Origin of the sequence: Pontibacter deserti (genome assembly GCF_023630255.1) — a bacterium.
GTDB classification, from domain to species: domain Bacteria; phylum Bacteroidota; class Bacteroidia; order Cytophagales; family Hymenobacteraceae; genus Pontibacter; species Pontibacter deserti.
Window position 1 is genome coordinate 495,479 of the sequence record NZ_JALPRS010000001.1, and the last position, 24,495, is coordinate 519,973.

Genomic DNA, 24,495 nt, shown 5'->3' on the forward strand with positions numbered 1-24,495 from the left:
GGTCAGGATTTGGAACGTACTACTACTACCAGAGAATCATCGGTATCTCTGCGGAAGTCGCGGTAAAGTACAGCTGCAATTATACTTACGTCGTGGCGGTGCAGGTTGGTGTACTTACTCAGGTCGTATCTCGACTTAATTCCATCTGAATGAAGGATAAGCAAGCTGGATTTGTTCCATTCCTGTTGCTGCGAATTAAGAGTGGTGGGAATGTTATGACCAAGTATACCATTATATGCAATAATGCTTTTACTGGACGCATTAACTATACCCGGGCCATCAATGGTGTAAAGCCTGCCTGCAATGTTGCCAATGCCGCAGTAGCTCATTCTTTTCAGACCTAAATCTATATGAACTATAGTGCCTACAGCTCCCCGTGTTTTCCGGATAGCCTGATGTATTTGCCGTAGGTTACTGACCGGGTCCAGAGAGTGGTTATTCAGGAAAACTCTTGCGGCTTCAGTGCTCGCATCTTGTGCTGCAGCTCCATGTCCTAATCCATCCAGGGCAATAAATTCGCAGCTCCGGCCTTGTATGCTCATGGCAAAACCATCACCACAAAATTGCTCATTAGGCTTTGGCACCAACAGGGCCCCAATTTCGAAAGGAACATTTTTTTTAGGAGCTGAAGTGCTTCCTTTATAAATGCGGGAGAGCAACACAGTACCACATCCGGCACAGGAAAACATATCAAAAGTATGCGACTGGCGCATAATGGCACCTAACCCTTCGCCGGCAGTGCCAGTAGTGGAAGTACCATCCTGCATCATCCGATGTGGTTCTTTCATGCCCGGGCCAAAGTCCAGGCATAGTATTTCTATCGCATTATCTTCCGTGTATTTTACAAGAAGTTCGCCACCTTGCGGAGAATGCTTATGCAGGTTCGATGCCATCTCAGACACCACGATATTGATGCGTCCTACTTCTGCGGGAGAAAAACCGTGGCTCTCGGCCAGGCGGGTAATATCTCTTTTTACAATATTAGCGAAGCTTCTATCTGCCAGCAGAAACCGCTGATAATGCTTAACGTCCATGCTTCCAGTGTGTAACAGTAACTGTTGTGCCTGCGCCTACCACACTTTTGATATCAAATTCGTTTACAAGGCGCTTGGCACCCGGCAGGCCTAAACCAAGGCTCCTGCCGGTCGAAAACCCATCCTGCATAGCTTGTGCTATATTTTCTATGCCGGGGCCTTCGTCTATAAAAGTTAATCTTACGCCACTTTGGCCGCTTTTGCTTATTATTTCAAGAATTATTTTTCCGCCATTGGCGTACTTTAGCATGTTCCGGACAAGTTCGCTGGCAGCTGTAATAAGTTTGGTCTGGTTTACCAGGCTCATCCCTATTTTTGTGCTCAGCTCACGCACCCGGTTCCGGAATGGTACAACGTCCTGCTCACGCACGATCTGCATCGTGTCTTTAGTCATTGTAATCATCCAGTTCCTCTTCGTTTTCTTCTTGTTGTTGAGTTGTTAACAAGTCAGTTTTATCATAAAGCAGATCCATACCTTTTTCTACGTTAAGGGCAGTGTGTACCCCTTGTAAAGTAAGGCCAAGCTCTACCAGTGTAATAGCAACAGCAGGTTGCATCCCCACTACCACTGTTTCGGCATCCATAATACGCGACATAGAGGCAATATTACCCAGGATACGCCCCATAAAGGAGTCTACGATGTTTACGGCAGAAATATCGATCAACACTCCGCGGGCACCTGTGTTACTTACCATCGTAATCAGGTCATTCTCTAAACTAAGTGCAAGTCTGTCGTATAGGTCAACCTGAATTGTAACCAACAGGAAAGGCCCCATTTTTAATATTGGAATCCTGTCCATGGTATTATCTGATCAATTTGGTTTGTGTACCTACGTTCTTCTTCTTTACTTCCAGGGCAAGCATGCTGAATGCTAATTGTAATGCGCTGGCCAGGGATGCTTTGGTTTTGATATTGGAAAGGTCGATGCCCAGGTGAACAATAGTTTGAGCAATTTCGGCACGGATACCGCTGATGATACATTCTGCACCCATCAGGCGTGTGGCGCTAACAGTTTTGATCAGGTGCTGAGCTACCAGGGAGTCTACTGCAGGTACACCCGAAATGTCAAGTATAGCTATGTTACTGCCTGTGTTTACAATTTCCTGAAGCAGGTTTTCCATCACAATCTGCGTACGGGAGCTGTCAAGCGTACCAATAATAGGTAGGGCAAGTATACCATCCCAAACACGGATAACTGGCGTTGAGATTTCGTTGATTTCGTCTGTTTGGCGAAGTATAACTTCCTCGCGGCCTCTCAGGTACGTTTCGAAAGTATAAATGCTCAGGCTATCAAGCAGTTTTGTTATCTGCAGCATCTCTTTGTACAGAATCTCAGGCTGGTCGCGCAGCTCTTGCTCCAGCACATCAGTCAGAGCTTGTTTTAAGCTAAGTACGTAGGTGGTTGTTTCGCGCGGTGTAAAACCCTGGCGGGCACGTGTTACGGAGATATCGCTTAAAATATCAGTAACCTGCTCAAATTCGCCTGAATAGATATCGGTATAGTTTCCTTTTTCGACAGCAGTAAGTATACCATTTAGCAGTTCTTCTGACTGGCGGCGCAGATCATCATTTGTTATAAGATCTTCGCGAAGCGACTCATCTGTTAATTGGTTTTCTATCCACTTTTCAAGTATTGTGTCTTTTCTCTTCTTGAGCAGCTGTGCTGTTTGGTTCATATTATTGATAGCTTAAGCGTGTATTACGTTTACGACAGTGTAAGAAATAATAGGCACGAAGATATCATTATAAATTAAGCCTCACAATTAACCTAAATAATACTGCTGACTTGACAGCTTCTGCTCCTTCGCTTGAAAATCAATTTTAGTAATGTGTTCGCTATTCTATAAGCAGTTATGAAATCTTTTCCGCAGCACAGAAAATCAGTAAGTTTCTATACTAAACTAATGCATCCACCACAAAGGTATTATTCCAATCAGATTATTTTGAATACAAAACTACTCTGCCAGTTTTTAGATTGAACCGTAGTAAACCAACATAGTAAACACTATGGAGTAAATCCCTCTATTTTTTAACTATCTTTAGAGAAAGCAACTCTAAAAGTCTTCATGAATGAAAGAATTATCTAAAAAGAACGGCAAACTTGAAAAGCTGATTGAGTTGAATGATGAACTGGAGAACTATTTCAACAACACCATCATACCGCAGCTATTTGTGGATGCCAATATGATCCTGCGCAAGTTCACGCCTGCTGCCATGACACACTTTAAACTTTCCGCCAGCGATGTGGGAAGGCACATAGAAGAGGTATCCAACAACATCCGCTTCCCTACCATCATTGACAACATCCACGAAGTAATCGAGGGCAGCCAGAGTTTGGAGAAGGAGATCCAGACAACCGATAAAAAGTGGTATCAGATGAATATCCTTCCTTATATTATAAAGAAGGAGAACAGGACGAATGGTGTCATCATTACCTTCATCGACATCAACGACCGCATCCAGATCCTGAAAGGGTACGAGAAACTACACAGAGATTATGAGAACATCATTCACTCTATTTCACACGACATAAAAGGGCCGCTTTCCAACATGGAAGGCTTGATCAAAATATTGAAAGGAACCCTGAAGAGTGAACAAGAATATAAGCAAATTATAGACATGTTGAGCCAGTCTGTAGACAACCTGCGCAAGACCGTTGACGAACTTGCCGACATCGATAATGACAAAGCATTTGCAAGGGAGCCTGAGCGAGTGAACTTCGAAAACGTGATCGAGGATGCAAAGCTTGCCCTCAGAGATAAGATCGAAGAATCTAACGCTCAGATCAGCACCCAAATTGACGAAGCAGAGGTTAACTTTTCCCGAAAGAATGTGAGAAGTATTGTCTACAACCTGCTCTCAAACGCTATCAAATACAGCAAGCCAGATAGCAATCCTGAGATAAACATCCAGACAGAAAAATCAGGGGATGACATACTGCTCACCGTGAGCGACAAGGGTATGGGTATAGCCGAAGATAAGCTGGAATCAGTATTTGACCGTTACAGCAGATTGCATGATACGGTAGAGGGCACTGGCGTTGGACTGTTCATTGTTAAAAGCATGGTGGAGAGTATGGGCGGTAAGATTAAGGTGGAAAGCAAGGTAGGTGAAGGAACAGCCTTTAAAGTATATTTCCGATCACTGTAATGCTAAAAGATTGGGGAAATATTCAAAGCATGGAAAGAAACATCAGTAGGGATTGATGATGGCATAGCAGAAAGTATAGAGGGAAGTTGTGATAATTCCGCAACTGATATAATTTTTCGAAAAGATATGAATCGTTTTTTGATCAAACAACGATTCCTTTTAAGTAAACAAATGGTAGAGATGTTTGATTATGAGATATGGTTTAAAATGTAAAACGCTGGCTATTATTTTAATAGCCAGCGTTTACTTTTAGGAACTGTGCACCCGAGAGGATTCGAACCCCTAACCCTCGGAGCCGAAATCCGATATTCTATCCAGTTGAACTACGGGTGCAGGATGTGTGCAAAAATAGAAACATTGCAGATAAAAGGAAACTTTCCCTGTAAAAATGTATAAGATAGTTTCTGATGACAGCTGCCTGACATGACTATACTTCTGACATGCAAAACATTAGAGCTGAAACTTTGGTTAACTATATTTATAAGCTAACCATGAACTAAATAAACAATACTATGGAAAAAGTATATACGGCAGAAGTAACTGCCACAGGTGGTCGCAGAGGTCATATAGTTTCATCTGATGGGGTACTGGATATGCCGCTATCTTTACCGGAAGGCTTGGGTGGAGAAAAGGGAAAAACAAATCCGGAACAGTTATTCGCAGCAGGGTATGCAGCTTGCTTCCAGAGTGCGCTACTGCTTGTAGCTGGCAAACATCATGAGCGACTGGATCCGGGCTCAACAGTAAAGGCACACGTTGATCTGTTAAAATCTGAAGAAGGCAGGTATGGACTGGGAGTGCAGTTAACTGTAGACCTGAAAGGAATGGACAAGGAAAAAGCCCGCCAGTTGGTAGAAGAAGCCCACCAGGTTTGCCCTTATTCTATAGGTGTGCAGGGGAATGTGGAAGTACAGTTAGAGGTTGTTTAAATTGGCGAAGTAACTCTTATTTCATAAAGTTTGAAGCGGAAGTTGCACCGAGGGTAGCTTCCGCTTTTTTATGCTTTTGCAGATCATAAAATTTGCTATTTTTACTAACTTTTCCTTATATAAAAATAGTCTCACAAGCGATTTATACTTTAATGCTGAAGCAGATGCTGTTGAAGAATTGGTGGTGCTGGGTGCTGTGTTGCGCCGTTGTGTTTATAAGTGCAGGTTTTACCTTCTGGTTGCCGGCATCGCAGTTGTATCGCATTAAAGAAGGCCGCATTCATTTTAAATCAGAAGCTCCCCTGGAACTGATAGAAGCCAGTTCTTCTAAGTTAAGAGGTTTGATCCGGACCGATGATCAGACCTTTGCTTTTTCAGTAGCCAATGAGTCTTTTGAAGGATTTAACAGCGCACTGCAGCGTGAGCACTTCAACGAAAATTATATGGAGAGTTCCCGTTATCCTAACTGCACTTTTACAGGCAAAATCATCGAACCAGTTGATTTTACGAAAGAGGGTACCTACACAGTGCGGGCTAAAGGTAAATTATCCGTGCATGGAGTGGATGTGGAGCGCATTATCAAATCAACGTTAACAATTAAAGGCAATACTATCTCTGTTCAGTCTGAATTTATAGTCCCGCTGCAGGAGCACAATATTACGATCCCTAAGATTGTGTACCAGAAGATTGCAGAAGAGATAAACGTTAAAATAAACGCCACACTTACGCCGCAACAGTAGGTAACCATGAAGCCAAACGTGTGGTGTAATCTTTTAGTGGTGATTTTGCTGCTGACACTTGCGCAGGTATCTGTGTTGGGGCAATCGCTGTATTTTAATACTACCGAAGTAGAGTATAACAACCAGCCTTTAAAGGTCCGGAAGTTGCACCAGGACAGACAAGGTTTTATCTGGTTAGGTACCTCCAATGGACTGCTTCGCTACACCGGCACAGCCTACCAACCTTTCTCTGTTCCCGGAGATTCTGCTGCACATGCGGTTTCGGCTATGTACGAAGATACACAGCAGCAACTATGGGTGGGGTATGATAATGGCATGCTAGTAAAAAAGCAAGGACAGCAACTTGTACCTGTAATTAATAATGGAGCACACCTGAATACACCAGTTACCGCTATAATTGAAGGAAATGACAAAACACTTTGGGTAGCAACGTACGGCCAGGGTGTATACTTTGGTAAAGGCAAACACTTCTACCATCTGGGTTCAAAACAAGGCTTGCCGGATGATTATACCTATACTTTAGCCACTGACAAAGCAGGTAACATCTGGGTAGGTACAGACCGTGGTATCGCGATCATCACATTGCAGCATAACACACCTGATATCAGGGTTCTTGACTCTCATGATGGGCTACCTGATAACATTGTAACGTCCATTAGAAGCCTGGCAACTGGTGAGATGCTGATCGGGATGCAGAGTGCGGGCCTTACAAAATATAATCCTGAGCTAAAGAAGTTTACCACACCTGCTGCAAGTATAAACTGGACTTACGGAAGTATAACCCAACTGCAGCCCCACCGGACAGGTACATGGGTAGGCACCGACGGGACAGGTTTGATGTGGCTGAGCAAAGATGGCAAAGTGTTGAAGCCAGTTACTCCAGAGACATCACGGGTAAAAGTAACAGACTTGCTAACCGACACCGAGGGACACATCTGGGTAGCAAGTAACTCATCTGTTTTACTTCGTGCAAACCCGGTGATAAAAAGTATAAATGAGCTGAAACGGCAAAATATACATGCTGTGCTGGCTGCCCGCGACAAGAGTACCTGGTTTGCTACCGACGAAGGATTGTTTAGAAAGCCTGAAAATGCAGCTACAGAAGTTTACCTGAGTTCCCGTGAAAAGTACCAGGTAGTTAGTTTATTTGAAGATAAATGGGGCTACATCTGGGTAGGAACAATGGGGCAGGGGGTGTTGCGCCTGAATCCTGAAACCGGTAAATATAAACAGCTAAGTATAACCAATGGCCTTATAAACGAGAATGTGTTAAGTATAACAGGCAAAGCAAACGAACTATGGCTGGCAACATTGGGTGGGGTTACTAAATGCACTCTAACAGCAAATGGTAATGCTGATGAACCGGATTATACTTTCCATAATTTTTCACAGCAGAACGGACTAGGCACAAACTATATCTATCAGGCATTTATTGATTCTAAAAACAGGATATGGTTTGCAACTGATGGCAAAGGAATCACAATGCTACAGAACGGCAAATTCAGAAATTTCTCCGGAAAGGATGGCCTTAAAAGCAAAACGGTTTATTCTATTACCGAAGACAAAAAAGGCAATATCTGGTTCAGTACACTGAATTCCGGCGTTTATAAATTTGATGGCAGAACTTTCCGGAACTATAGTTTGCAACAGGGCCTGCACGACCTGAACATAACAGGTATGGCAGCAGATAAACATGGAAATATTTTGCTGATGAACCGGCAGGGTGTAGATGTACTTAATCCTGAAACCGGGGATGTACTGTTTTACGGTAAAGATGCCGGCATCTCCGAGCCTGATCCGGGTTTAAATGTAGTAAGCACCGGGCCTGACGGACGTATCTGGCTGGGTACTCAAAACGGCTTACTCTGCTATGATCCTGCTTTTGCTACAGATCAGTTTAAACCATCCACAAGGCTGCAGGATGTGCAGGTTTTCTTTAAATCGGTGGCGGGGCAACAGAACCACACATTTGACCATGCTAACAACCACCTTACTTTTGAATATACCGGCCTTTGGTACCAGAACCCGGAAGATGTAATTTACAAGGTGAAACTAGAGGGCTATGACCGCAACTGGACCGAATCCCGCAACCAAACGATAACTTATCCAAACCTGCCGCCGGGCAAGTATAAATTTCAGGTTGCTTCGGCGGCCACTCCTGATTTTTCAGGTGCCAAGGCAGTTTCCTATACTTTTGAAATTAAACCTCCCTTCTGGCGAACTTACTGGTTTTATACATTAAGTTTTCTGGCTACTGTTTCCGGTTTATTTCTGTTCATTAAAGGTCGTGAAAAGCGCCTGCGGGAATCTGAAAGGCAGGAAAAAGACAAGGTGATGTTTCAGTTTGAAACATTGAAAAGCCAGGTAAACCCGCATTTCCTCTTCAACAGCTTTAATACGCTGATCTCTACCATTGAAGAAGACCCCGAAGCAGCTGTGCAGTATGTAGAAAAGCTGTCTGATTTCTTTAGAGTGATGCTGACGCTTCGTGAAAAGGATCTGATATCCCTTAGGGAAGAACTTGATCTGGTACGGGATTATGCTTTCCTGCAGCAGCAGCGTTACCGCGAAAACCTGCAGGTAAGTATAGCTGTTCCTGAGGATGCTTTCTGCAAACAAATACCACCGCTCACCCTGCAACTTTTACTTGAGAACGCCATCAAACATAATGTTATTTCCAAGGCAAAGCCGCTGATGGTGCATGTGTTTGTACAGCATGATTACGTGGTGGTGCAGAATAATTTCCAGCCAAAACAAACGCCTGAACTTTCAACCAACATAGGCTTGCAGAACATTAAGAAACGTTACCAGTTGCTGGGAGCCCGCAACATAAAAGTAGAACAGACACAGGAATTATTTACCGTAAGTATACCTTTAATTGACTTAGCAGACGATGGACGTACTGATAATTGAAGATGAAGCAGCTGCAGCCAGCCGCATCAGTAAAATGCTGCAACAACTCGATGCTACCGTACGTGTGCTCGATGTTACAGACAGCATTGAAAGCTCCGTGCAGTGGCTGGAAAATAATCCCCAGCCGGATCTTATACTTTCAGACATCCATCTGGCTGATGGTTCCAGTTTCGAGATTTTCAGGCAGACCTTAGTTGAAGCTCCGGTTATTTTTACAACCGCTTACGATCAGTACGCAATTGATGCTTTTAAGCTAAACAGCATTGATTACCTGCTGAAACCGATAAAGCTACAGGAACTGGCACAAAGCCTGGAAAAGTTTAAGAAAACAAAGTATAAAATTGCGGCCCCGACTGTTGATTATACTTTGCTGCTGCAAGCCTTGCAGCCACAAATTAAGTCTGCTTACCAAAAGCGACTGGTGATTAAATTCGGGCAGCACCTTAAAACAGTTGAAATAGCTGAAGTAGCTTATTTTTATACTCAGGAACGGGTAACGCATCTGTGTACCTTCGAGGGGAAGCGCCTGCCTATCGACCAGAACCTGGATGAAGTAGAAGACATTCTTGATCCGGCACATTTTTTTCGCATCAACCGCCAGTTTATCATTAATATTAAAGCTATTGATGCCATGTACAGTTACTCCAAAGCCAGAGTTAAGATAGATTTAAACCCGGCTTCTGTACACGAAACTATAGTTAGTACTGAACGTGCTGCGACTTTTAAGCAATGGTTAGTAGGGAAGTAGGAGGGTAGTAAGGCAGAATTCTACACTGTCGTTTGGGAGTTATTTACAACTCGAAACAAGCACTATTTTCATTGCTGGCTTTTCATCAGTCTTACAAGAGTTATAGTTACCCTGAATAGATATGGTGTTCTCAGCTCAGGAAATTGGCCAGGACACTCTATAGCTTATGGCAGTTACTACATTCACAGTGAGAATAGAATCAGGCAACATTTTTTAAAGGATGAACAGGAACTTTACTGCTTGACACTTCCCGGTTCAGGAACCACATTTTCCTGTTCAGCAGGCTAATATTCCGTTTCAGTAATATTGATTAGCTTACATTTAATTTACACCGTTATTTAGATGCAGAAATAAGGAACAAAGCTGTTTCTGCTAGCTGAATAAACAGGCAAAATTTGATCTGATAATGAAATTCCGACTAACAACGATCATGCTTCTGAGTCTGCTGCTTACGGTAAGTATAGTAAGTTGCAAACACGATGTGCCTGAGCCATTGGTAACTGAGGAACCGACTGACCCAACAGATCCGACTGATCCTACAGGCCCTGGCACAAACAATTGTGACCCGAATGTAGTGTACTTTCAGCGGGATGTGCTGCCTATACTTGTTTCTAATTGTGCTATCAGCGGTTGCCACGATGCCACAACCAAGCAGGAGGGTGTGCAACTAACAGACTATACCAGTATAATGCGCACAGCCGACATTAAACCAGGAGATCCTGAGGATAGCGAGCTATACGAGATGATTACTGAAGATGATGAGGACGAGCGTATGCCACTGGCACCTCGTGCGCCACTTAGCTCAGAACAGATAGCGCTGATAAGGAAATGGATTACCCAAGGAGCGAAAGACCTGACCTGCTCTGATAACACAGCCTGTAACACAGATAATGTTACATTCTCAGGAACTATAAAACCAATCTTTGCCAAGTATTGCACAGGTTGCCATAGTGGGGCAACACCTACAGGCGGTATCAACCTAACCTTATATGCTGATGCATCGGGAGTAGCAAAAAGTGGCAGATTAGTAGGAGCCATTACGCATGCCAGTGGCTATGTGCCTATGCCACAGGGTGGAGCAAAACTGCCAGCCTGCGAGATTGCCAAGATACAGGCATGGGTAACTGCCGGATCTCCAAACAATTAAAGTATAAACAGCGCATGAACCGCTTGAGCATAGTTAGAATCATCTTTAAGGCAGCTCTGCTGCTAACTATAATGGCTTTGCCCTTCACCCTGCAAAGCTGTTATTACGACGTGGAAGAGGAGCTATACCAGAATACACCCTGTGTAACCGAAAATGTAACCTTTAGCCAGACCATACAGCCAATACTGGTACGCAACTGCACTACCTGCCATACGGGGGCAGCGGGTAGCGGAGGCATCGATCTTTCAACACATGCCGGGGCATCGGTAGTGGCTAACAATGGCAGGTTGATAGGAGCAGTGACACACGCTGGTGGTTTTACACCCATGCCACAAGGTGCATCTCAGTTGCCTGCCTGTACTATAAACCAGATAAAAGCCTGGGTAGAAGCTGGGGCACCCAATAACTAACAACATGAAAAAGTTTATCCTTATAACCCTTGCAGCGGCGGTAATTGCTGCTATAGTTGGCTTTTTGCTTTACAACAAACCGCACCGCGATACGGCCTCCGCTGAATCTGATTTTGTAGTAGAAGCTCCGGTATTATTGAAGGAATTTACCGAGAACGAAGCTGCTGCCAACCAGAAGTACCTGGACAAAGTGGTAGCCGTGAGAGGAAAAGTAAAGTCTGTGACACCCGATGATGAAGGCAATATTAACCTGACGCTGGATGCCGATAACGATATGGCCGGAGTGATCTGTACCTTTCCGAAAGCTGATGCTGAAAGTGCTGGAAGTATAAATGAAGGCGAAGAGGTAACCGTGAAAGGCGTGTGTACCGGCGTGCTGATGGATGTGGTGCTGATACGCTGTGTAGTTGAGAAATAAAAAAATAGAAACTATAAACCAAAGTATAAATCCTATGAAAAAGATCGTTTTTAATACCCTTCTGCTGGTTTTACTGGCAACTGCCGTGCAGGCCCAGGATAAGTTCTTTACCAAAACAGGTAAGATCTCCTTCTTCTCATCTACCCCGATGGAAGATATTGAAGCACATAATAAAACTACCACCAGCGTGATCGACACTAAGACCGGTAAGTTAGAGTTTGCCGTGCTGATGAAGGCATTCCAGTTTGAAAAGGCCCTGATGGAAGAACACTTTAACGAGAACTATGTGGAGTCAGGTAAATACCCGAAAGCCAGCTTTTCAGGTGCAATTGCCAACTTAAGTGATGTTAACTTCAAGAAGGATGGCACTTATAAAGTAACCGTAAAGGGTAACCTTACGCTGCATGGTGTTACCAAAGCTGTTGAAGCTCCCGGAACTATAATTGTGAAGAACGGAGTGGTAAATGCTGCTTCTACTTTTAACATCTCCCCGGAAGACTATAAAATTGCCATACCTAACCTGGTACGCGAGAAAATTGCCAAGCAGATAAAGGTAACTGTAGACATGAACTACGAGCCGCTTAAAGGCTAAAATTTATACTTGACAAGTCTCAGGCAGCTTACACACCCACCCTAAAGCTGCCTGATTTTTACCTGACCATGAAGAAGCTAAAATATACTTTGTTGCTGCTGTGTTTGCTGGTTTATACTTCCGGTTTCGCCCAGGATGACCTGCTGTCGTTGCTGGGGGAGGAAGAAGAAACCACCGAATATGCCAAAGCCAGTTTTAAAACTACGCGCGTAATTAACGGGCATTCGCTGGAGAATGTGGCCGGCGGCGTAATGGACCTGAAGATATCGCACCGTTTCGGGATGCTGAACACAGGTGCTTATAACCTGTTCGGGTTGGATCAGGCAAGTATAAGAATTGGCCTGGATTACGGTATAAACGACAGGCTGATGATAGGAGGTGGCCGCAGCTCGCACAACAAGGTATACGACGGTTTTGTAAAGTATAAATTGCTGCGCCAGAGTTCCGGCAAAAAAACAATGCCTATCTCGCTGGCTATACTTTCGGGAGTTTATCTAAAAACTATTGAATGGCAGCAGCCGGAGCGTGAGAATTACTTCAGCTCCAGGTTAGAGTACACGCACCAGCTTATACTTGGGCGTAAATTCAGCGAAGGAACAACCTTACAGTTTATGCCGACAGTGGTGCACCGCAACCTGGTACCCACAGCCGAAGATGCACACGATGTAATTCTGATCGGAGTAGCAGCTCGTCAGAAGCTTACCAAACGGGTGGCTATTAATGTAGAGTATTATTATGCCTTACCGGAGCAGTTGCCAGCCGACAGAAAGAATTCGTTAGCTATTGGCTTTGATATTGAGACAGGGGGGCACGTATTTCAGTTGCACTTCACAAATTCCACATCTATGATCGAACCGGGCTTCATGACCGAAACTATAGGTGACTGGGGTAAAGGCGATATACACTTTGGTTTTAATGTATCAAGGGTATTTACTATCCGGAAACCAAAAACAGAATAAAGTATAAATGTTGTGTTGTTTAGTTTTAGAGAAGGGGCCGCCAGGGTTGGTGGCTTTTTCGTTTTACTGGTAACAGAGAAAGTACAGGAGCTATAAAACAAAGAAGGCTGCCAATTACGGCAGCCTTCTTTGTTTTATAGGTAAGCTTATACTTAAGCTCCAACTTCAGCTAAAACCTGCTTTACTTTTTCAGCGGCTTCTTTAAGCGCAACTGCAGAGTAAACTTTCAGGCCAGACTCGTCGATGATGCGGGCACCTTCTTCAGCGTTTGTACCTTGCAGACGAACGATGATCGGAACACGGATATCACCAATGTTTTTGTAAGCTTCTACTACACCATTAGCAACACGGTCGCAACGAACGATACCACCGAAGATGTTGATCAGGATAGCCTTAACGTTCGGGTCTTTCAGGATAATGCGGAAGCCAGCTTCAACTGTCTGTGCATTTGCCCCACCACCTACGTCAAGGAAGTTAGCAGGCTCACCGCCAGAAAGTTTAATAATATCCATAGTTGCCATTGCCAGACCAGCGCCGTTAACCATACAGCCTACATTACCGTCAAGCTTCACATAGTTCAGGTTAGAGCGGCTTGCTTCAACTTCCAACGGATCTTCTTCTGATTCATCGCGCAGGGCAGCAAGTTCTTTATGGCGGAATAATGCGTTATCGTCTAAGTCAACTTTCGCATCTACAGCCAGGATCTTGTTGTCTGAAGTTTTCAGAACAGGGTTGATCTCGAACATAGAAGCATCAGACTCTACATAAGCTTTGTAAAGGCTTGTTACGAACTTCACCATCTCCTTGAAAGCTTCACCTTGCAAGCCAAATGCAAAAGCGATCTTGTTAGCCTGGAAAGGACGCAGACCTACAGCAGGGTCGATCCACTCTTTAATGATTTTTTCAGGGTGTTGCTCAGCTACTTCTTCAATGTCCATACCACCTTCAGTAGATGCCATGATCACGTTCTGACCTTTTGCACGGTCAAGCAGAATGCTCAGGTAAAACTCTTTTGGCTGAGACTCGCCAGGATAGTAAACATCCTGTGCTACCAGTACTTTCTGTACTAGTTTACCTTCAGGACCCGTCTGGTGCGTTACCAGCGTCATGCCTAAAATTTGGTCAGCTAGTTCTCTTACCTGGTCAAGGTTTTTAGCAAGCTTTACGCCACCACCTTTACCACGGCCACCTGCATGTATCTGTGCTTTAATAACATGCCAGCCTGTGCCGGTTTGCTCAGTAAGTTTTTTAGCAGCTTCTACAGCCTGCTCTGGCGTTTCAGCCACGATGCCTTCCTGTATGCGTACGCCGTAGCTCTTTAAAATGTCTTTACCCTGATATTCGTGTATGTTCATGCTTTCAGTTTTAATGGACGCACGAAAGTACGTCTTCTTAGCTATAAATTCAAGTAATGGATTTTTAAAATATTAGACGCTGGTTTAAGGTATGTAAACACCAGCAGCAGTCTGGCTAATATACTTCTGAGACCACATTAAGTTATCTGCAGCACAACACATTTATAGGTTGCCATAGTATAAGGTGAAATCTTTAACTATTGGCTTATGGGGCAGACATACCGAAGAGTTGCGCTTACCACTTTTATAGTTTTGCTGATTGGCTGCGGATTTTATCTGCTGATAGAAGTAGCAGAGTTCTTTCTGCTGGTATTTGCCGGCATTTTGCTTGCCGTAATTTTCTGCGGACTTACAGAGTGGATAGTGCGGAAATTTAACTTCAGGCGTGGTTGGGCATTACTGCTGGTAGTAGTTGTGGTGCTGGGAGCAATAAGTAGTATAGGCTGGTTTATTGCCCCGACTGTTATCGATCAGCTTTCAGAAATGCGGGAAACCATACCCAAAGCACTTGCTAGGGTAAGAGAATGGGTAGCTGGCCATAGTTGGGGGCGTAACCTAGTAAAAGAAATTCCGGCACAAACTTCCGACCTGATGCCTCGTCGTGGCACTCTGTTATCCCGTATTTCCAACATATTCTCCTCAACACTGGGGGTGCTGGCCAACATTATACTTGTTATCATGACGGCGCTTTTCTTTTCAGTAAACCCAAGGCTCTATACACATGGATTTGTAAAGCTTTTTGCGCCGCATTACCGTACCCGCATGCTAGATGTACTGGCTAAGTGTTATGCAACGCTTAAGCTATGGTTGCTGGCCATGTTGCTATCCATGACTATAATTGGGGTGAGCACTGCTATTGGTTATACTTTGCTGGGTTTACCGTTGGCTATTACGCTGGGTGTACTTTCGTTTTTTCTGGCATTTATACCTACTATCGGGGCTTATGGAGCTGCCGTGCCGGCAGCGTTGGTGGCACTTACGCAGGATCCTAAAACGGCATTGTATGTTATACTTATGTACATCGGTATACAGATGCTGGAAACGTACCTTATCACGCCTATCATCTTCCAACGGACAGTTAAGTTGCCACCTGCCTTGCTGTTATTTAACCAGGTGTTATTCGGGATATTGCTTGGTGCACTTGGTTTGCTGTTAGCGGCGCCTATACTTACCGTGGCTATGGTACTTATCAGGGAGTTATACATTAAAGACGTGCTCGAACAAAATGGAGTAGGTAAAGGACTGATTTCAGAAGCAGGAACCTAAAGGTAACGTAACACGTAGCTTACTGCCGGAATTACAGATATCAATTCCAACAAAATTTTGTAGCTTTGATGCTGGCATAGTTTCTTTTAATACCCATACTTTTATTCTCGTGCTGCAGGTATCCAACATTCATAAAAAATACGGTAATCTCGAAGTTCTGAAAGGTATCAACTTGACCATTGGCACAGGCGAAGTGGTTTCTATAGTTGGAGCTTCAGGAGCTGGTAAAAGTACGTTGCTGCACATTTTAGGAACTTTGGATAATGCTGATTCCGGCGAGGTCTTATTTGAAGGGAAGAACATTGCAAAGTATAATGCCTCTGACTTAGCTAAGTTCCGCAACAGGCATATTGGCTTTATTTTTCAGTTTCATAACCTGCTGCCCGAATTTACTGCCGTAGAGAATGTTTGCTTACCTGGTTTCCTGGCTGGTCGCCCCGAGAAAGAAGTTATTGAGCGTGCTAAAGAGTTGCTGATGATGCTTAACCTGTCGCACAGGCTGGATCATAAACCTTCTGAAATGTCGGGAGGGGAGCAACAGCGCACGGCAGTAGCCAGGGCTTTAATTAACTCGCCGGAAGTGATCTTTGCCGATGAGCCAAGCGGTAACCTTGATTCCAAAAACGCTAAAGAGCTACACGATATCTTCTTCAGGCTACGCGATGAGTTTAACCAGACCTTTGTGATTGTTACGCACAACGAGCAGCTTGCTGCTATGGCTGACCGAACCTTAGTAATGAAGGACGGCCTCATTGTGCAGGAGGTACTTTCTGAAAGATAATTACTGATTGTTAAATTGTTAAAGGTCAAATTGTTAGCTTGTGGTATCAGCTAAAGTATAAAACGCAATGTATTGCGTCTCTACACTGCAATAACTCCCAAATTTTCTAACTTATACCTTTCTAACTCGTCCTTCTCTAACTCCAAAACTCTCTAACTCCCCAGCTCTTTCTCTCGTAAATACCTCTTACCCTTTTCTCTTTTAGCCAAAGCTCGCATAGCTTTAGCAATGGTACTAAAAATTTTAGAAAAAAGTTTGTAACTCATTGATAATCAGTCATATAAATTACATAATTTTTTGCTTTTTTTGCACCATTTCTTTAGCCAGTGTGTTTAATTATTGTACTTAAACAAACAAAGCTAATAGAGATGAATCAACCAAGTAAAGACTTAAAAGTACAGAAGCCTAAGGTCGAGAGTTATGACATTGCGAAGTCGGATGAAACCATGCATCTGGCGGTAGACCTGGCGAAGTTCATTAAAGAGAACAGACTATATCAGAACATACAGGGTAAAGAGTATGTGAACGTGGAAGGCTGGCAATACGCTGGTTCACGTTTAGGTATACTTCCTGTAGTGGAACATGTGGTAAATATCAGCACCGACGATGAATTAAAATACCAGGCAAAAGTAAACCTGCTTGACCTGAGAAGCCAGCAGGTAGTAGGGGCAGGCTTTGCGATCTGCTCCAATAAAGAGCAGGGTAAAAAATATTACCAGGAATTTGCGATTGCTTCTATGGCGCAGACACGTGCTATTGGTAAAGCATACCGTAACATTCTGGCCTGGATCATCAGAGCAGCTGGATATGAGCCAACCCCTGCTGAAGAAATGGATTATAGCGGCAACGAGCCGGCAAAAACAGCTAAGAACCCGGCAGTACCGACTGAGAAAAAAGCAACTATGCGTGCTTCGGAAGTAGCTGCAACAGCTGATAAAGAAGTGGCTGAGGCTCCTTCAACCAGTGTGCGTTATGCATCAGCTAAGCAGAAAGAAGAGATTATCCGACTGCTTAACAACCCGGTGATCACGCGCCAGGAGAAGACAAAGATGCTTCTGAACATTAACCGTTTCGACGAAGAGCGTGCTGCACAAGCAATCGATAAGTTGAAAAAGGTGATAGAAGAGCGCGAAGACGGCCAGTCGGCTGCAGCTTAATTAAAGAACTTATATCAGGAAAGCCTGCCTCATTAGAAGCAGGCTTTTTTATTTAGTTAATCTTTAAATTGTGTTTACCTAGATAGAATTTAGAGTTTGTCAAAACATACATAATGCAGTGTAAATATCAAATGATGAATTATACTTCTACTACCACCGTCTCTAAATTTAAGCGCCTGTTGTTTATAACAGCATGCTTATTTCTGCTCAGCAAGTTTATGTCCAGTAAGCGGAACCTATCCAGCAATCCCGGCCGTGAGAGCAACAAAGGTAACTATAGAACTGTAGGTAAGTAAAGCTCCCAAGATAACAGGCAACTTTGGAATTATAGCTAGGTTCAATTAGCAAGCAACGTCAACTATAGCCCAGACTGCTTTAGATCTCTCGCTAAGACTTGAAATGACAGTAAGATGCAGGTTCAGCAATTTATACTTATCTTTTTCTCTTCAGGACAGCATAATTAATTAAAACTATAAATAATTAACTGTCATTGGTAAAGCAGCCTATCCAAAATTATTTATTCTGACTTCTGTCCTCAAAACTTTATCTTCGCTGAATAAAACCATCTCCCTTTGCCGGACATTCATCACATACTTAAAACGTACTGGGGCTACGACCAATTCAGGCCGTTACAGGAAGATATTGTGCAGTCTGTGCTGGATGGGAAAGATACGCTGGCGTTGTTACCCACGGGGGGAGGAAAATCAATCTGCTTCCAGGTGCCGGCCATGGCAATGGAGGGGATTTGCCTGGTGATTACCCCGCTGATTGCGCTGATGAAAGACCAGGTAACCCAACTTAAGAAACGGGATATTCCGGCAGTAGCAATTTACTCCGGCATGAACCGTCGTGAAATTGATATTGCACTCGATAACTGTGTGTATGGCAACATAAAGTTTCTATACTTGTCCCCGGAGCGCCTGCTGACGGAAATTTTTCTGGAACGGGTAAAACGCATGAAGGTAAACCTGCTGGCCGTAGACGAAGCACATTGTATTTCGCAGTGGGGATACGATTTCAGGCCGCCATACTTACAGTTGGCACAGCTACGCGAGCTTTTACCAAAAGTGCCTGTACTGGCGCTTACTGCAACGGCTACGGAGCATGTTCGGCAGGATATACAGCAAAAACTTAATTTCAGGCAACAGAACATATTTGTAAAAAGCTTTGCCCGTGCTAATCTGTCTTACTCCTGCCTTTACACCGAGGATAAAGTAGGGCGGTTACTGGAAATACTGCAGCGCATGCCAGGACAAAGCATCGTGTATGTGCGCAGCCGCAAGCAAACCGTAGAGTTAGCAAGATTTTTACAAAGCAGGCAGATCTCAGCAGCTGCCTACCATGCCGGGCTAAAGTTTGAAGAGCGCGGCGCTGCACAGCAAGCCTGGATAGATGATAAAGTGCGGGTTATGGTAGCAACCAATGCATTCGGAATGGGAATAGACAAACCTGATGTACGGCTAGTGGTGCACCTCGACCTGCCTGAAAGTTTGGAAGCTTATTACCAGGAAGCCGGCCGTGCCGGGCGCGATGAAAAGTATAGCTATGCCGTTATACTTTACGGACCCAGCGATGTAGCAGACCTGCATAAGAAAGTAGAAGAAGCCCATCCTCCGCTGGAGCTGATTCGGCGTGTTTATCAATGTTTGGCAAACTATTACCAGCTGGCAGTAGGCAGCGGAGCCATGAGCAGCTTCGATTTTGAACTGGCTGACTTTGCTAAGAACTATAAACTGAAGCCGCTGGAAGTACACCATGCCATTAAAAGGCTAGAAGGAGAAGGTTACCTGCAGCTTAGTGAAGGCTATTATACACCATCACGACTTTTTATACAGCTGAATAACACTGCGCTTTATGAGTTCCAGGTAATGAACCCGGAGCACGATGCATTGTTGCGCCTTATACTTCGCATGTATGGGGGCGAGGTGTTCACCAATTTTGTGAAAATATCAGAGCGAAAAATAGCGGAATATTTAAAGAAGCCGGAGCAGGAAATACGCCGTAAATTGGAATACCTGCACAAATTACAGGTTATTATTTATGAACCACAGCACGACTCTCCGCAGCTGGTTTTTACTAAAGCCCGGCAAGACGCACTTAATCTGCCACTGAACCATAAAAAGCTGGATGAGTTACGTGCACGTGCTTTACAACAGGTAACACAAATGGGAAAGTATGTGGAGAGCAACAACCGTTGTCGTACACAATTATTACTGGCTTATTTTAATGAGATAACTGATGCGAGCTGCCGTATCTGCGACTACTGCCTGGCGAAACGTAAAAAACAACGGCAGGAACAGGAGCTCAAAGAACTTCGCGCCAAAATAATTGCTTTGCTACAGGAAAGGACCTACTTGCCAAAAGAGCTAATACAGCAGTTTGCCCCAAAAGATACCGAAACAATTATCACTATCATCAGAGAACTTGTAGATGTAGGGCAGCTTTCATACACCGAAGCCGGAAAGTTGGAAGCTACTGCAGTTTCATAATCTACTTCACCAATCTATCTTTTTGCAAATTTATACTTGAGCTCTATAGTGGCTGTAACACAGCTTATATAAGTTTTCTAGAAGTATATTCTGAAATCCTATTTTTATAATTGGCTTTTCTTATGCTGCAAAATGTACTCTTATTGTTCTAAAATTATGATTTCAACACTGTAATGTAGTGTAATATGTAAAATTCATATTTAAAAAGTATAATTATACGTCATCGAAAATTGATGTCCTGCATTAAAAAATAATGTTTTTACTAAAAAAAATAATAAACTATAGTTGTATTAGGTAAGGTGCGTATAAATACTTAAAATACAGTAAGTTGGGTGTTAAAGCGAAATGTGAAGTATGAAGCAGAGGTAGCTATCAGGAAATAATAGTTAAGCAATGGCAATGAGGGTAATTTTAGAAGCTCGCATTCGGGAAGAAGCAGTAGACGAAGCAAAGGTCTTTTTTCAGAAATGTATACCGGATGCACGTCTTTCTGAAGGTTGCCTTCATAGCGATGTTTTCCAGAACGAAAAAGAGCCAACTATGATGGTAATGGTAGAAGATTGGGAATCGCAGGAGCACCATAAAAAGTACCTGGATCAATGCCTTAAAAGCGGAATGCTGAAAAATCTGATTCGGTTTTTGTCCGGTCCTCCAAATTTGCGCTACTTTTATGCTATAGATGTATAAGTGCCTGTGTTTTAATAAATTAGTATTTTAAATAGTTGTTTTTAGTTGCCCAATATTTTAAATTTATACTTGCTTTAATAAAGCTTTAAAACGAAAACAAAGTCGCTTGGTAACGGTTATAATAATAGGGTAAGATTTAAAGCGCTGGATGCAACCCTTTTATCAAAGTAAACATCTTTACATTAGAGCAAATAACACACTGTAAGCAGCCAAAGCGTCATTTAGCTTAATGAAGACATGCAGAGATCACGTTTTAACAGGGATCATGCAGAAGATAAATTCCTTTTGAGGTAGAGGGCAAAAGGAATTAACGGGTACAACCACCAGTATACAGTGGTTGTACTTCGTTTTTAAATACTTTCCCCTCCTATTTGTATGAGCAGTATACTTACTTCAGCACCTTTACCATATGTTGAGTGACAGGTGTGAAGCCCTGGCTCTCCCAGAATCTCAACGCATCAGGGTTATTTACGGATACCTGCAGTTCAACATGATCTGCACCTTTATCCTGGAGCCATTTAAGCGCTGCATCAAATAATGCTTTTCCTATTCCCTGGTTGCGGTAAGCCTTCTTAATGACAGTTTCAGCGATGTATCCTTTCCGGTTCAATTCAAATCCATTAACCCCCTGCCGCAGAATACAAATGATCATTCCTACCCATTCGCCTTGCTTTTCAAATACAAGTACTTGCGTGTTTCTTTCCCGGATGCGGTTCAGGAGTTCGGCTTTCAGAGGCTTTTCGTGGTTTGGTTTACATCTAAAAACCTTATGATGGCTTTGGTGGTGGTGCATCAGTTCGAGCCACAACGGGAAAAGCTCGTCAATATCCTCCGGTGTTGCTTCAACAATCATAATCTGGTAAGCTTTTCTGTAACTGTATTATACTTGAGTTAGTCTGCTAAAATAGTTTCTGAAGATCGGAGGGGCTTTGCAGGTAGGCACTGTAGGTAGGCACATGACCAAAACCATAACCAGCAAAAATAAATGGTACACCGGCTACAACACTAGCCTGGTAATCGCCTTTGGTGTCGCCCACATAAACCGGTTGTTGCAGTTTATTTCTTTTAATAATATCCTTCAGATTTTCGCCTTTCGGGTTGCCGGTTCTGCCAGAGCATTCGTGGTCCTTGAACAGGTAGGCCATGTTGTTGAATTCATAAAAAGCTTCTATGTAGCCATCTTGGCAGTTGCTTACTATAAACAATTTATACTTGTCGTGCAGGTACTCCAGGGAGTCTTTTATGCCGCTGAACAGCTTGCCTCCATACTTCTGCAGGTGCTGCATTTCCTCACGCCCGCTTATCTCCATCAGTTCTTTTTTCTGGGCCTCCGTCAGATCCGGAAAGAACTTATTATAGATCAGGTCGTGCTGCATGCCAGCTACGGAGCGTATATCTTCCTGTGTTATTTCCTGTATCTCAAAATCAACCTGTTTCCGGGCAGCTTCCCAGGCGCGGGCTACGGTGGCAGTTGCATCCCAAAGGGTGCCGTCGAGGTCAAATATCAGGCTGTCGGTTTGTTGGTTCATAATTGGGTTACTTTGTTTCAGGGTCAGGGTAAATAAAGGTAACTTCGTAGATTTTGCCCTCCCGTATGCGATACACGGCAATAGCTTCTATACGTGGCTTGTTTTTATCGGTCTGCACACGTTCATGGTCTATCACCACGTTACCCGATACAATTCTGTTTACAAGTTCACAGTGCAGGTCAGGAGTATCTGCAAATTTCTGTCCGTAGCGTTTCCGCATCTCGTCGAGGCCCTGGTAACTAAGCGCGCCCGGCTGGCGGTAAATCTTCACATCATCAGTATAAGCCTTCAGAAAAGTATCTATGTCGCGGTTGTTATAAGCTTGCAATTGTAGCGTGGCAGGTGCTTCTATGCCTGTAGTTTTAGGAGTAACCTGTGCGTTAGAAGTGTAGGCAGCCATAAGCAGAAGTATAGGTAAAAAGTATAGTTTCATGCTCCAAGCTAGGCAATTTTCTCTAAATCCTGAAGCTGTAGTGCCCGTATATGGCACTTATGTTAGAAGAATTGATCATACGTACCCTTTGCGATACCTTACCGGCCACACCTTCGGATGCTCTGTTTTTATTCGGACAGACGGAAGACAACCAGGAAGCTGCCTTTGCAGCTGCTAAGTTATTATTACAGGATAAGCATACTTACAGGGTACTTTTTCTGGGAACTAAGCCTATGAGCGGTTATCCCGGCGGAGCCAACTGGAAAGAAACCATGATGGCACTAGGCATGCCAGAAGATAAACTGGAGCTCATTTTACCTTTACCTGCCAATACCAAGTTGCTGCATACTGGCATTGAAGCCAATTCTATGGTAAAGCACGCAAAGGAGCAGGGCTACAGAAAAGTGATAGTTACGGCAGCGCCTTTTCAGCAACCGCGGGCAGTAATGGCAGCAGTTACAGCAGCTATACGATTATATCCTGAATTACAGATTTATAGTTTGCCGGGCAAGCCGTTGCCGTGGCAGGAGGTTGCCGTACACTCACAAGGCAAAACTGAAAGTACGCGGGCAGGCCTTATTGCCGGTGAGATGAAGCGCATAGCTAAGTATACTGAGCAAGGCGACCTGGCAACTGTGCAGGAAGTGTTGGACTACCTGAACCGCCGCGATGTAGCAGAACTATAACAAGTACTAGGGTTCCGGTGCAGTTAGTGTTTGTTTTACCAGCAACTTATTTACTGTTAACTTATTTATTTCCAGCTCATCTATACTTAGTTTACAGACCCTGGAGCCCCCGACTGCCAGCCTTCCGATAGCTATAGTTCCGATGGCTAAGGCACCAACGGCCAGCGCCCCGCAGGCAAATGCCCCGATGGCCAGAGCACCTGACGATACGGCTCCTGCAGCCGCACGTTTTATAGCGAAGCTTTCTGCAAATGTTCTCGCAATTTTTGACATGGCTATAGTTGTTAGTAGTACTGTTGAACTATAGCTAACGTATTGATAAGGCAGAAGTTAAGCGATTTAGTGGCCAGCTCTGGGAGCAGGGTAAGCAGCCTCTGCTACGCGATTATTCTTCTTCGTAAAACTGGATCAGGGCACCGAAGTAGGCTTCTTCCCATCCTTCTACAATGTCGTTATAATCCTGGTTAGGTATGTTGGTGTGGCGCAGCTCAGCCGAGGTGCCATACTTGTGCGGGTGCAGCTTTATAGTTACAACAGATGGTTCTTCCTGCTCCCCGAAATACCACTCTTGCACAATCTTTTTACCTTCTTCAAACTCCAGGTTCTTGCCAACTATACTTCCTTCAAACAACGAGAACTCAGAGCCGGGCTCTGTGCTCATTTCGGCTTCCTCGCCGGTCCAGGCTTGCAGTGTGAGCGGGTTAGTTAGGGCAGCATACACCAGTTCGGGCTCAGCCGGGATGATAAAGTATTTCTTATAGTCTTTCATGCGGAGGTTATTTTTTGGCAAACGTGCGGATGTACAGATCTTCTACTTTCTGGCGAGCCCAGGGGGTTTTACGCAGAAACTTCAGGCTGGAGTTTATACTTGGGTTGTTGTTAAAGCTGTTGATATTGATCTTATAGCCCAGCTCATCCCAGCCATAATAATCAACTAACTGTACCAGTATGCGCTCCAGCGTTTTGCCGTGCAGGGGGTTGTTTTTCTGTTCTTCCATGTGTGTAATGCAGCCCAAAGGTACATAAAACATACGTATACCTGGTTTCTGGTTATACCTATACTTTAGTAAG

The 24,495-nt window shown here is 43.9% G+C and carries 28 protein-coding genes and 1 tRNA gene; 17 read left to right on the plus strand and 12 right to left on the minus strand.

All coding sequences use genetic code 11. The features are described 5' to 3' along the window. Nucleotides 1–2: 2 nt before the first annotated feature. From MJ612_RS02025 to MJ612_RS02040, 4 genes are read right to left on the minus strand one after another with little or no spacing between them, the layout of a single operon-like run. A complete protein-coding gene (locus tag MJ612_RS02025) occupies nucleotides 3–1,034 on the minus strand; it encodes an ATP-binding protein (protein ID WP_187028960.1) in 1,032 nt (343 codons plus the stop codon). Further along, nucleotides 1,024–1,428 (minus strand): anti-sigma regulatory factor, encoded by a 405-nt coding sequence (locus tag MJ612_RS02030; protein WP_187030692.1) that lies wholly within the window; start codon nucleotides 1,426–1,428, stop codon nucleotides 1,024–1,026. The genes MJ612_RS02025 and MJ612_RS02030 overlap by 11 nt, the downstream gene beginning before the upstream one ends. After that, nucleotides 1,421–1,834 carry an STAS domain-containing protein gene (locus MJ612_RS02035; protein ID WP_187028962.1) on the minus strand — a complete coding sequence of 138 codons (414 nt, stop codon included), beginning with the start codon at nucleotides 1,832–1,834 and terminating at the stop codon, nucleotides 1,421–1,423. The genes MJ612_RS02030 and MJ612_RS02035 overlap by 8 nt, the downstream gene beginning before the upstream one ends. Nucleotides 1,835–1,838: 4 nt before the next feature. Then, nucleotides 1,839–2,711: an STAS domain-containing protein gene (locus tag MJ612_RS02040; protein ID WP_187028964.1), complete on the minus strand. Its 873-nt coding sequence runs from the start codon at nucleotides 2,709–2,711 to the stop codon at nucleotides 1,839–1,841. 394 nt (nucleotides 2,712–3,105) lie between these two features. Here MJ612_RS02040 and MJ612_RS02045 point away from each other — a divergent pair, with 394 nt between their 5' ends. After that, on the plus strand, nucleotides 3,106–4,185 hold the full coding sequence (locus MJ612_RS02045; protein WP_187028967.1) for a sensor histidine kinase: 1,080 nt from the start codon (nucleotides 3,106–3,108) through the stop codon (nucleotides 4,183–4,185). A 259-nt stretch (nucleotides 4,186–4,444) separates the two neighbouring features. On the opposite strand, the gene MJ612_RS02050 is transcribed toward MJ612_RS02045, so the two are convergent. Then, a tRNA-Arg gene (locus MJ612_RS02050) sits at nucleotides 4,445–4,518 on the minus strand. A 179-nt stretch (nucleotides 4,519–4,697) separates the two neighbouring features. Between MJ612_RS02050 and MJ612_RS02055 the strand changes: the two genes are divergently transcribed. The 9 genes from MJ612_RS02055 to MJ612_RS02095 all read left to right on the plus strand — a co-directional run bounded on the left by MJ612_RS02055 (nucleotide 4,698) and on the right by MJ612_RS02095 (nucleotide 13,041). Next, a complete protein-coding gene (locus tag MJ612_RS02055) occupies nucleotides 4,698–5,114 on the plus strand; it encodes an organic hydroperoxide resistance protein (protein WP_187028969.1) in 417 nt (138 codons plus the stop codon). A gap of 152 nt (nucleotides 5,115–5,266) precedes the next feature. After that, nucleotides 5,267–5,854, plus strand: coding sequence for a YceI family protein (locus MJ612_RS02060; protein ID WP_187028971.1), 588 nt, complete (start codon nucleotides 5,267–5,269; stop codon nucleotides 5,852–5,854). Between the two features lie 6 nt (nucleotides 5,855–5,860). Next, entirely contained in the window at nucleotides 5,861–8,767 is a 2,907-nt protein-coding gene (locus MJ612_RS02065) for a sensor histidine kinase (protein WP_187028973.1), read from the plus strand. Next, nucleotides 8,748–9,515, plus strand: coding sequence for a LytR/AlgR family response regulator transcription factor (locus MJ612_RS02070; RefSeq protein WP_187028975.1), 768 nt, complete (start codon nucleotides 8,748–8,750; stop codon nucleotides 9,513–9,515). Before MJ612_RS02065 ends, MJ612_RS02070 begins: the two co-directional genes overlap by 20 nt. Nucleotides 9,516–9,921: 406 nt before the next feature. Next, nucleotides 9,922–10,662 (plus strand): c-type cytochrome domain-containing protein, encoded by a 741-nt coding sequence (locus MJ612_RS02075; RefSeq protein ID WP_187028977.1) that lies wholly within the window; start codon nucleotides 9,922–9,924, stop codon nucleotides 10,660–10,662. 14 nt (nucleotides 10,663–10,676) lie between these two features. Then, a complete protein-coding gene (locus MJ612_RS02080; RefSeq protein WP_187028979.1) occupies nucleotides 10,677–11,072 on the plus strand; it encodes a c-type cytochrome in 396 nt (131 codons plus the stop codon). A gap of 4 nt (nucleotides 11,073–11,076) precedes the next feature. Continuing rightward, on the plus strand, nucleotides 11,077–11,490 hold the full coding sequence (locus MJ612_RS02085; RefSeq protein WP_187028981.1) for an OB-fold protein: 414 nt from the start codon (nucleotides 11,077–11,079) through the stop codon (nucleotides 11,488–11,490). 34 nt (nucleotides 11,491–11,524) lie between these two features. Next, nucleotides 11,525–12,082 carry a YceI family protein gene (locus tag MJ612_RS02090; protein WP_187028983.1) on the plus strand — a complete coding sequence of 186 codons (558 nt, stop codon included), beginning with the start codon at nucleotides 11,525–11,527 and terminating at the stop codon, nucleotides 12,080–12,082. A gap of 68 nt (nucleotides 12,083–12,150) precedes the next feature. Beyond that, nucleotides 12,151–13,041, plus strand: a complete 891-nt coding sequence (locus MJ612_RS02095) for a DUF5777 family beta-barrel protein (RefSeq protein WP_187028985.1) — start codon at nucleotides 12,151–12,153, stop codon at nucleotides 13,039–13,041. Nucleotides 13,042–13,193: 152 nt separating this feature from the next. Here the strand turns inward: MJ612_RS02095 and sucC are convergent, their stop codons facing one another. Beyond that, nucleotides 13,194–14,396 carry an ADP-forming succinate--CoA ligase subunit beta gene (gene sucC / locus MJ612_RS02100; RefSeq protein WP_187028987.1) on the minus strand — a complete coding sequence of 401 codons (1,203 nt, stop codon included), beginning with the start codon at nucleotides 14,394–14,396 and terminating at the stop codon, nucleotides 13,194–13,196. Nucleotides 14,397–14,603: 207 nt separating this feature from the next. On the opposite strand from sucC, the gene MJ612_RS02105 reads away from it, so the two are divergent. From MJ612_RS02105 to MJ612_RS02130, 6 genes are all read left to right on the plus strand, one after another. Then, the gene (locus tag MJ612_RS02105) at nucleotides 14,604–15,662 is read left to right on the plus strand and encodes an AI-2E family transporter (protein WP_187028989.1); all 1,059 of its coding nucleotides are present in this window, start codon (nucleotides 14,604–14,606) and stop codon (nucleotides 15,660–15,662) included. Nucleotides 15,663–15,765: 103 nt separating this feature from the next. Continuing rightward, the gene (locus MJ612_RS02110; protein WP_250419144.1) at nucleotides 15,766–16,443 is read left to right on the plus strand and encodes an ABC transporter ATP-binding protein; all 678 of its coding nucleotides are present in this window, start codon (nucleotides 15,766–15,768) and stop codon (nucleotides 16,441–16,443) included. Between the two features lie 368 nt (nucleotides 16,444–16,811). Further along, complete coding sequence (locus tag MJ612_RS02115; RefSeq protein WP_187028993.1) at nucleotides 16,812–17,600, plus strand: hypothetical protein; 789 nt, start codon at nucleotides 16,812–16,814, stop codon at nucleotides 17,598–17,600. Between the two features lie 113 nt (nucleotides 17,601–17,713). Further along, a complete protein-coding gene (locus tag MJ612_RS02120) occupies nucleotides 17,714–17,896 on the plus strand; it encodes a hypothetical protein (RefSeq protein WP_187028995.1) in 183 nt (60 codons plus the stop codon). A gap of 276 nt (nucleotides 17,897–18,172) precedes the next feature. Next, the gene (locus tag MJ612_RS02125) at nucleotides 18,173–20,089 is read left to right on the plus strand and encodes a RecQ family ATP-dependent DNA helicase (RefSeq protein WP_187028997.1); all 1,917 of its coding nucleotides are present in this window, start codon (nucleotides 18,173–18,175) and stop codon (nucleotides 20,087–20,089) included. A gap of 393 nt (nucleotides 20,090–20,482) precedes the next feature. Continuing rightward, nucleotides 20,483–20,776 (plus strand): putative quinol monooxygenase, encoded by a 294-nt coding sequence (locus MJ612_RS02130; protein ID WP_187028999.1) that lies wholly within the window; start codon nucleotides 20,483–20,485, stop codon nucleotides 20,774–20,776. 388 nt (nucleotides 20,777–21,164) lie between these two features. Here the strand turns inward: MJ612_RS02130 and MJ612_RS02135 are convergent, their stop codons facing one another. Genes MJ612_RS02135 through MJ612_RS02145 form a run of 3 tightly spaced genes read right to left on the minus strand, consistent with a single transcriptional unit; the run spans nucleotide 21,165 to nucleotide 22,738 of the window. Then, entirely contained in the window at nucleotides 21,165–21,629 is a 465-nt protein-coding gene (locus MJ612_RS02135) for a GNAT family N-acetyltransferase (RefSeq protein WP_187029001.1), read from the minus strand. A gap of 46 nt (nucleotides 21,630–21,675) precedes the next feature. Beyond that, nucleotides 21,676–22,305, minus strand: coding sequence for an HAD family hydrolase (locus MJ612_RS02140; RefSeq protein ID WP_187029003.1), 630 nt, complete (start codon nucleotides 22,303–22,305; stop codon nucleotides 21,676–21,678). A gap of 7 nt (nucleotides 22,306–22,312) precedes the next feature. Continuing rightward, nucleotides 22,313–22,738, minus strand: a complete 426-nt coding sequence (locus MJ612_RS02145) for a nuclear transport factor 2 family protein (RefSeq protein ID WP_187029005.1) — start codon at nucleotides 22,736–22,738, stop codon at nucleotides 22,313–22,315. 50 nt (nucleotides 22,739–22,788) lie between these two features. Between MJ612_RS02145 and MJ612_RS02150 the strand changes: the two genes are divergently transcribed. Beyond that, nucleotides 22,789–23,424, plus strand: coding sequence for a YdcF family protein (locus MJ612_RS02150; RefSeq protein ID WP_250419022.1), 636 nt, complete (start codon nucleotides 22,789–22,791; stop codon nucleotides 23,422–23,424). A 6-nt stretch (nucleotides 23,425–23,430) separates the two neighbouring features. Here the strand turns inward: MJ612_RS02150 and MJ612_RS02155 are convergent, their stop codons facing one another. The 3 genes from MJ612_RS02155 to MJ612_RS02165 form a co-directional block, all read right to left on the minus strand. Then, nucleotides 23,431–23,697 carry a hypothetical protein gene (locus tag MJ612_RS02155; protein WP_187029007.1) on the minus strand — a complete coding sequence of 89 codons (267 nt, stop codon included), beginning with the start codon at nucleotides 23,695–23,697 and terminating at the stop codon, nucleotides 23,431–23,433. Between the two features lie 112 nt (nucleotides 23,698–23,809). Next, nucleotides 23,810–24,193, minus strand: a complete 384-nt coding sequence (locus MJ612_RS02160; RefSeq protein WP_187029009.1) for an SRPBCC domain-containing protein — start codon at nucleotides 24,191–24,193, stop codon at nucleotides 23,810–23,812. A 7-nt stretch (nucleotides 24,194–24,200) separates the two neighbouring features. After that, the gene (locus tag MJ612_RS02165; protein ID WP_187029011.1) at nucleotides 24,201–24,422 is read right to left on the minus strand and encodes a VF530 family protein; all 222 of its coding nucleotides are present in this window, start codon (nucleotides 24,420–24,422) and stop codon (nucleotides 24,201–24,203) included. Nucleotides 24,423–24,495: the final 73 nt, after the last annotated feature.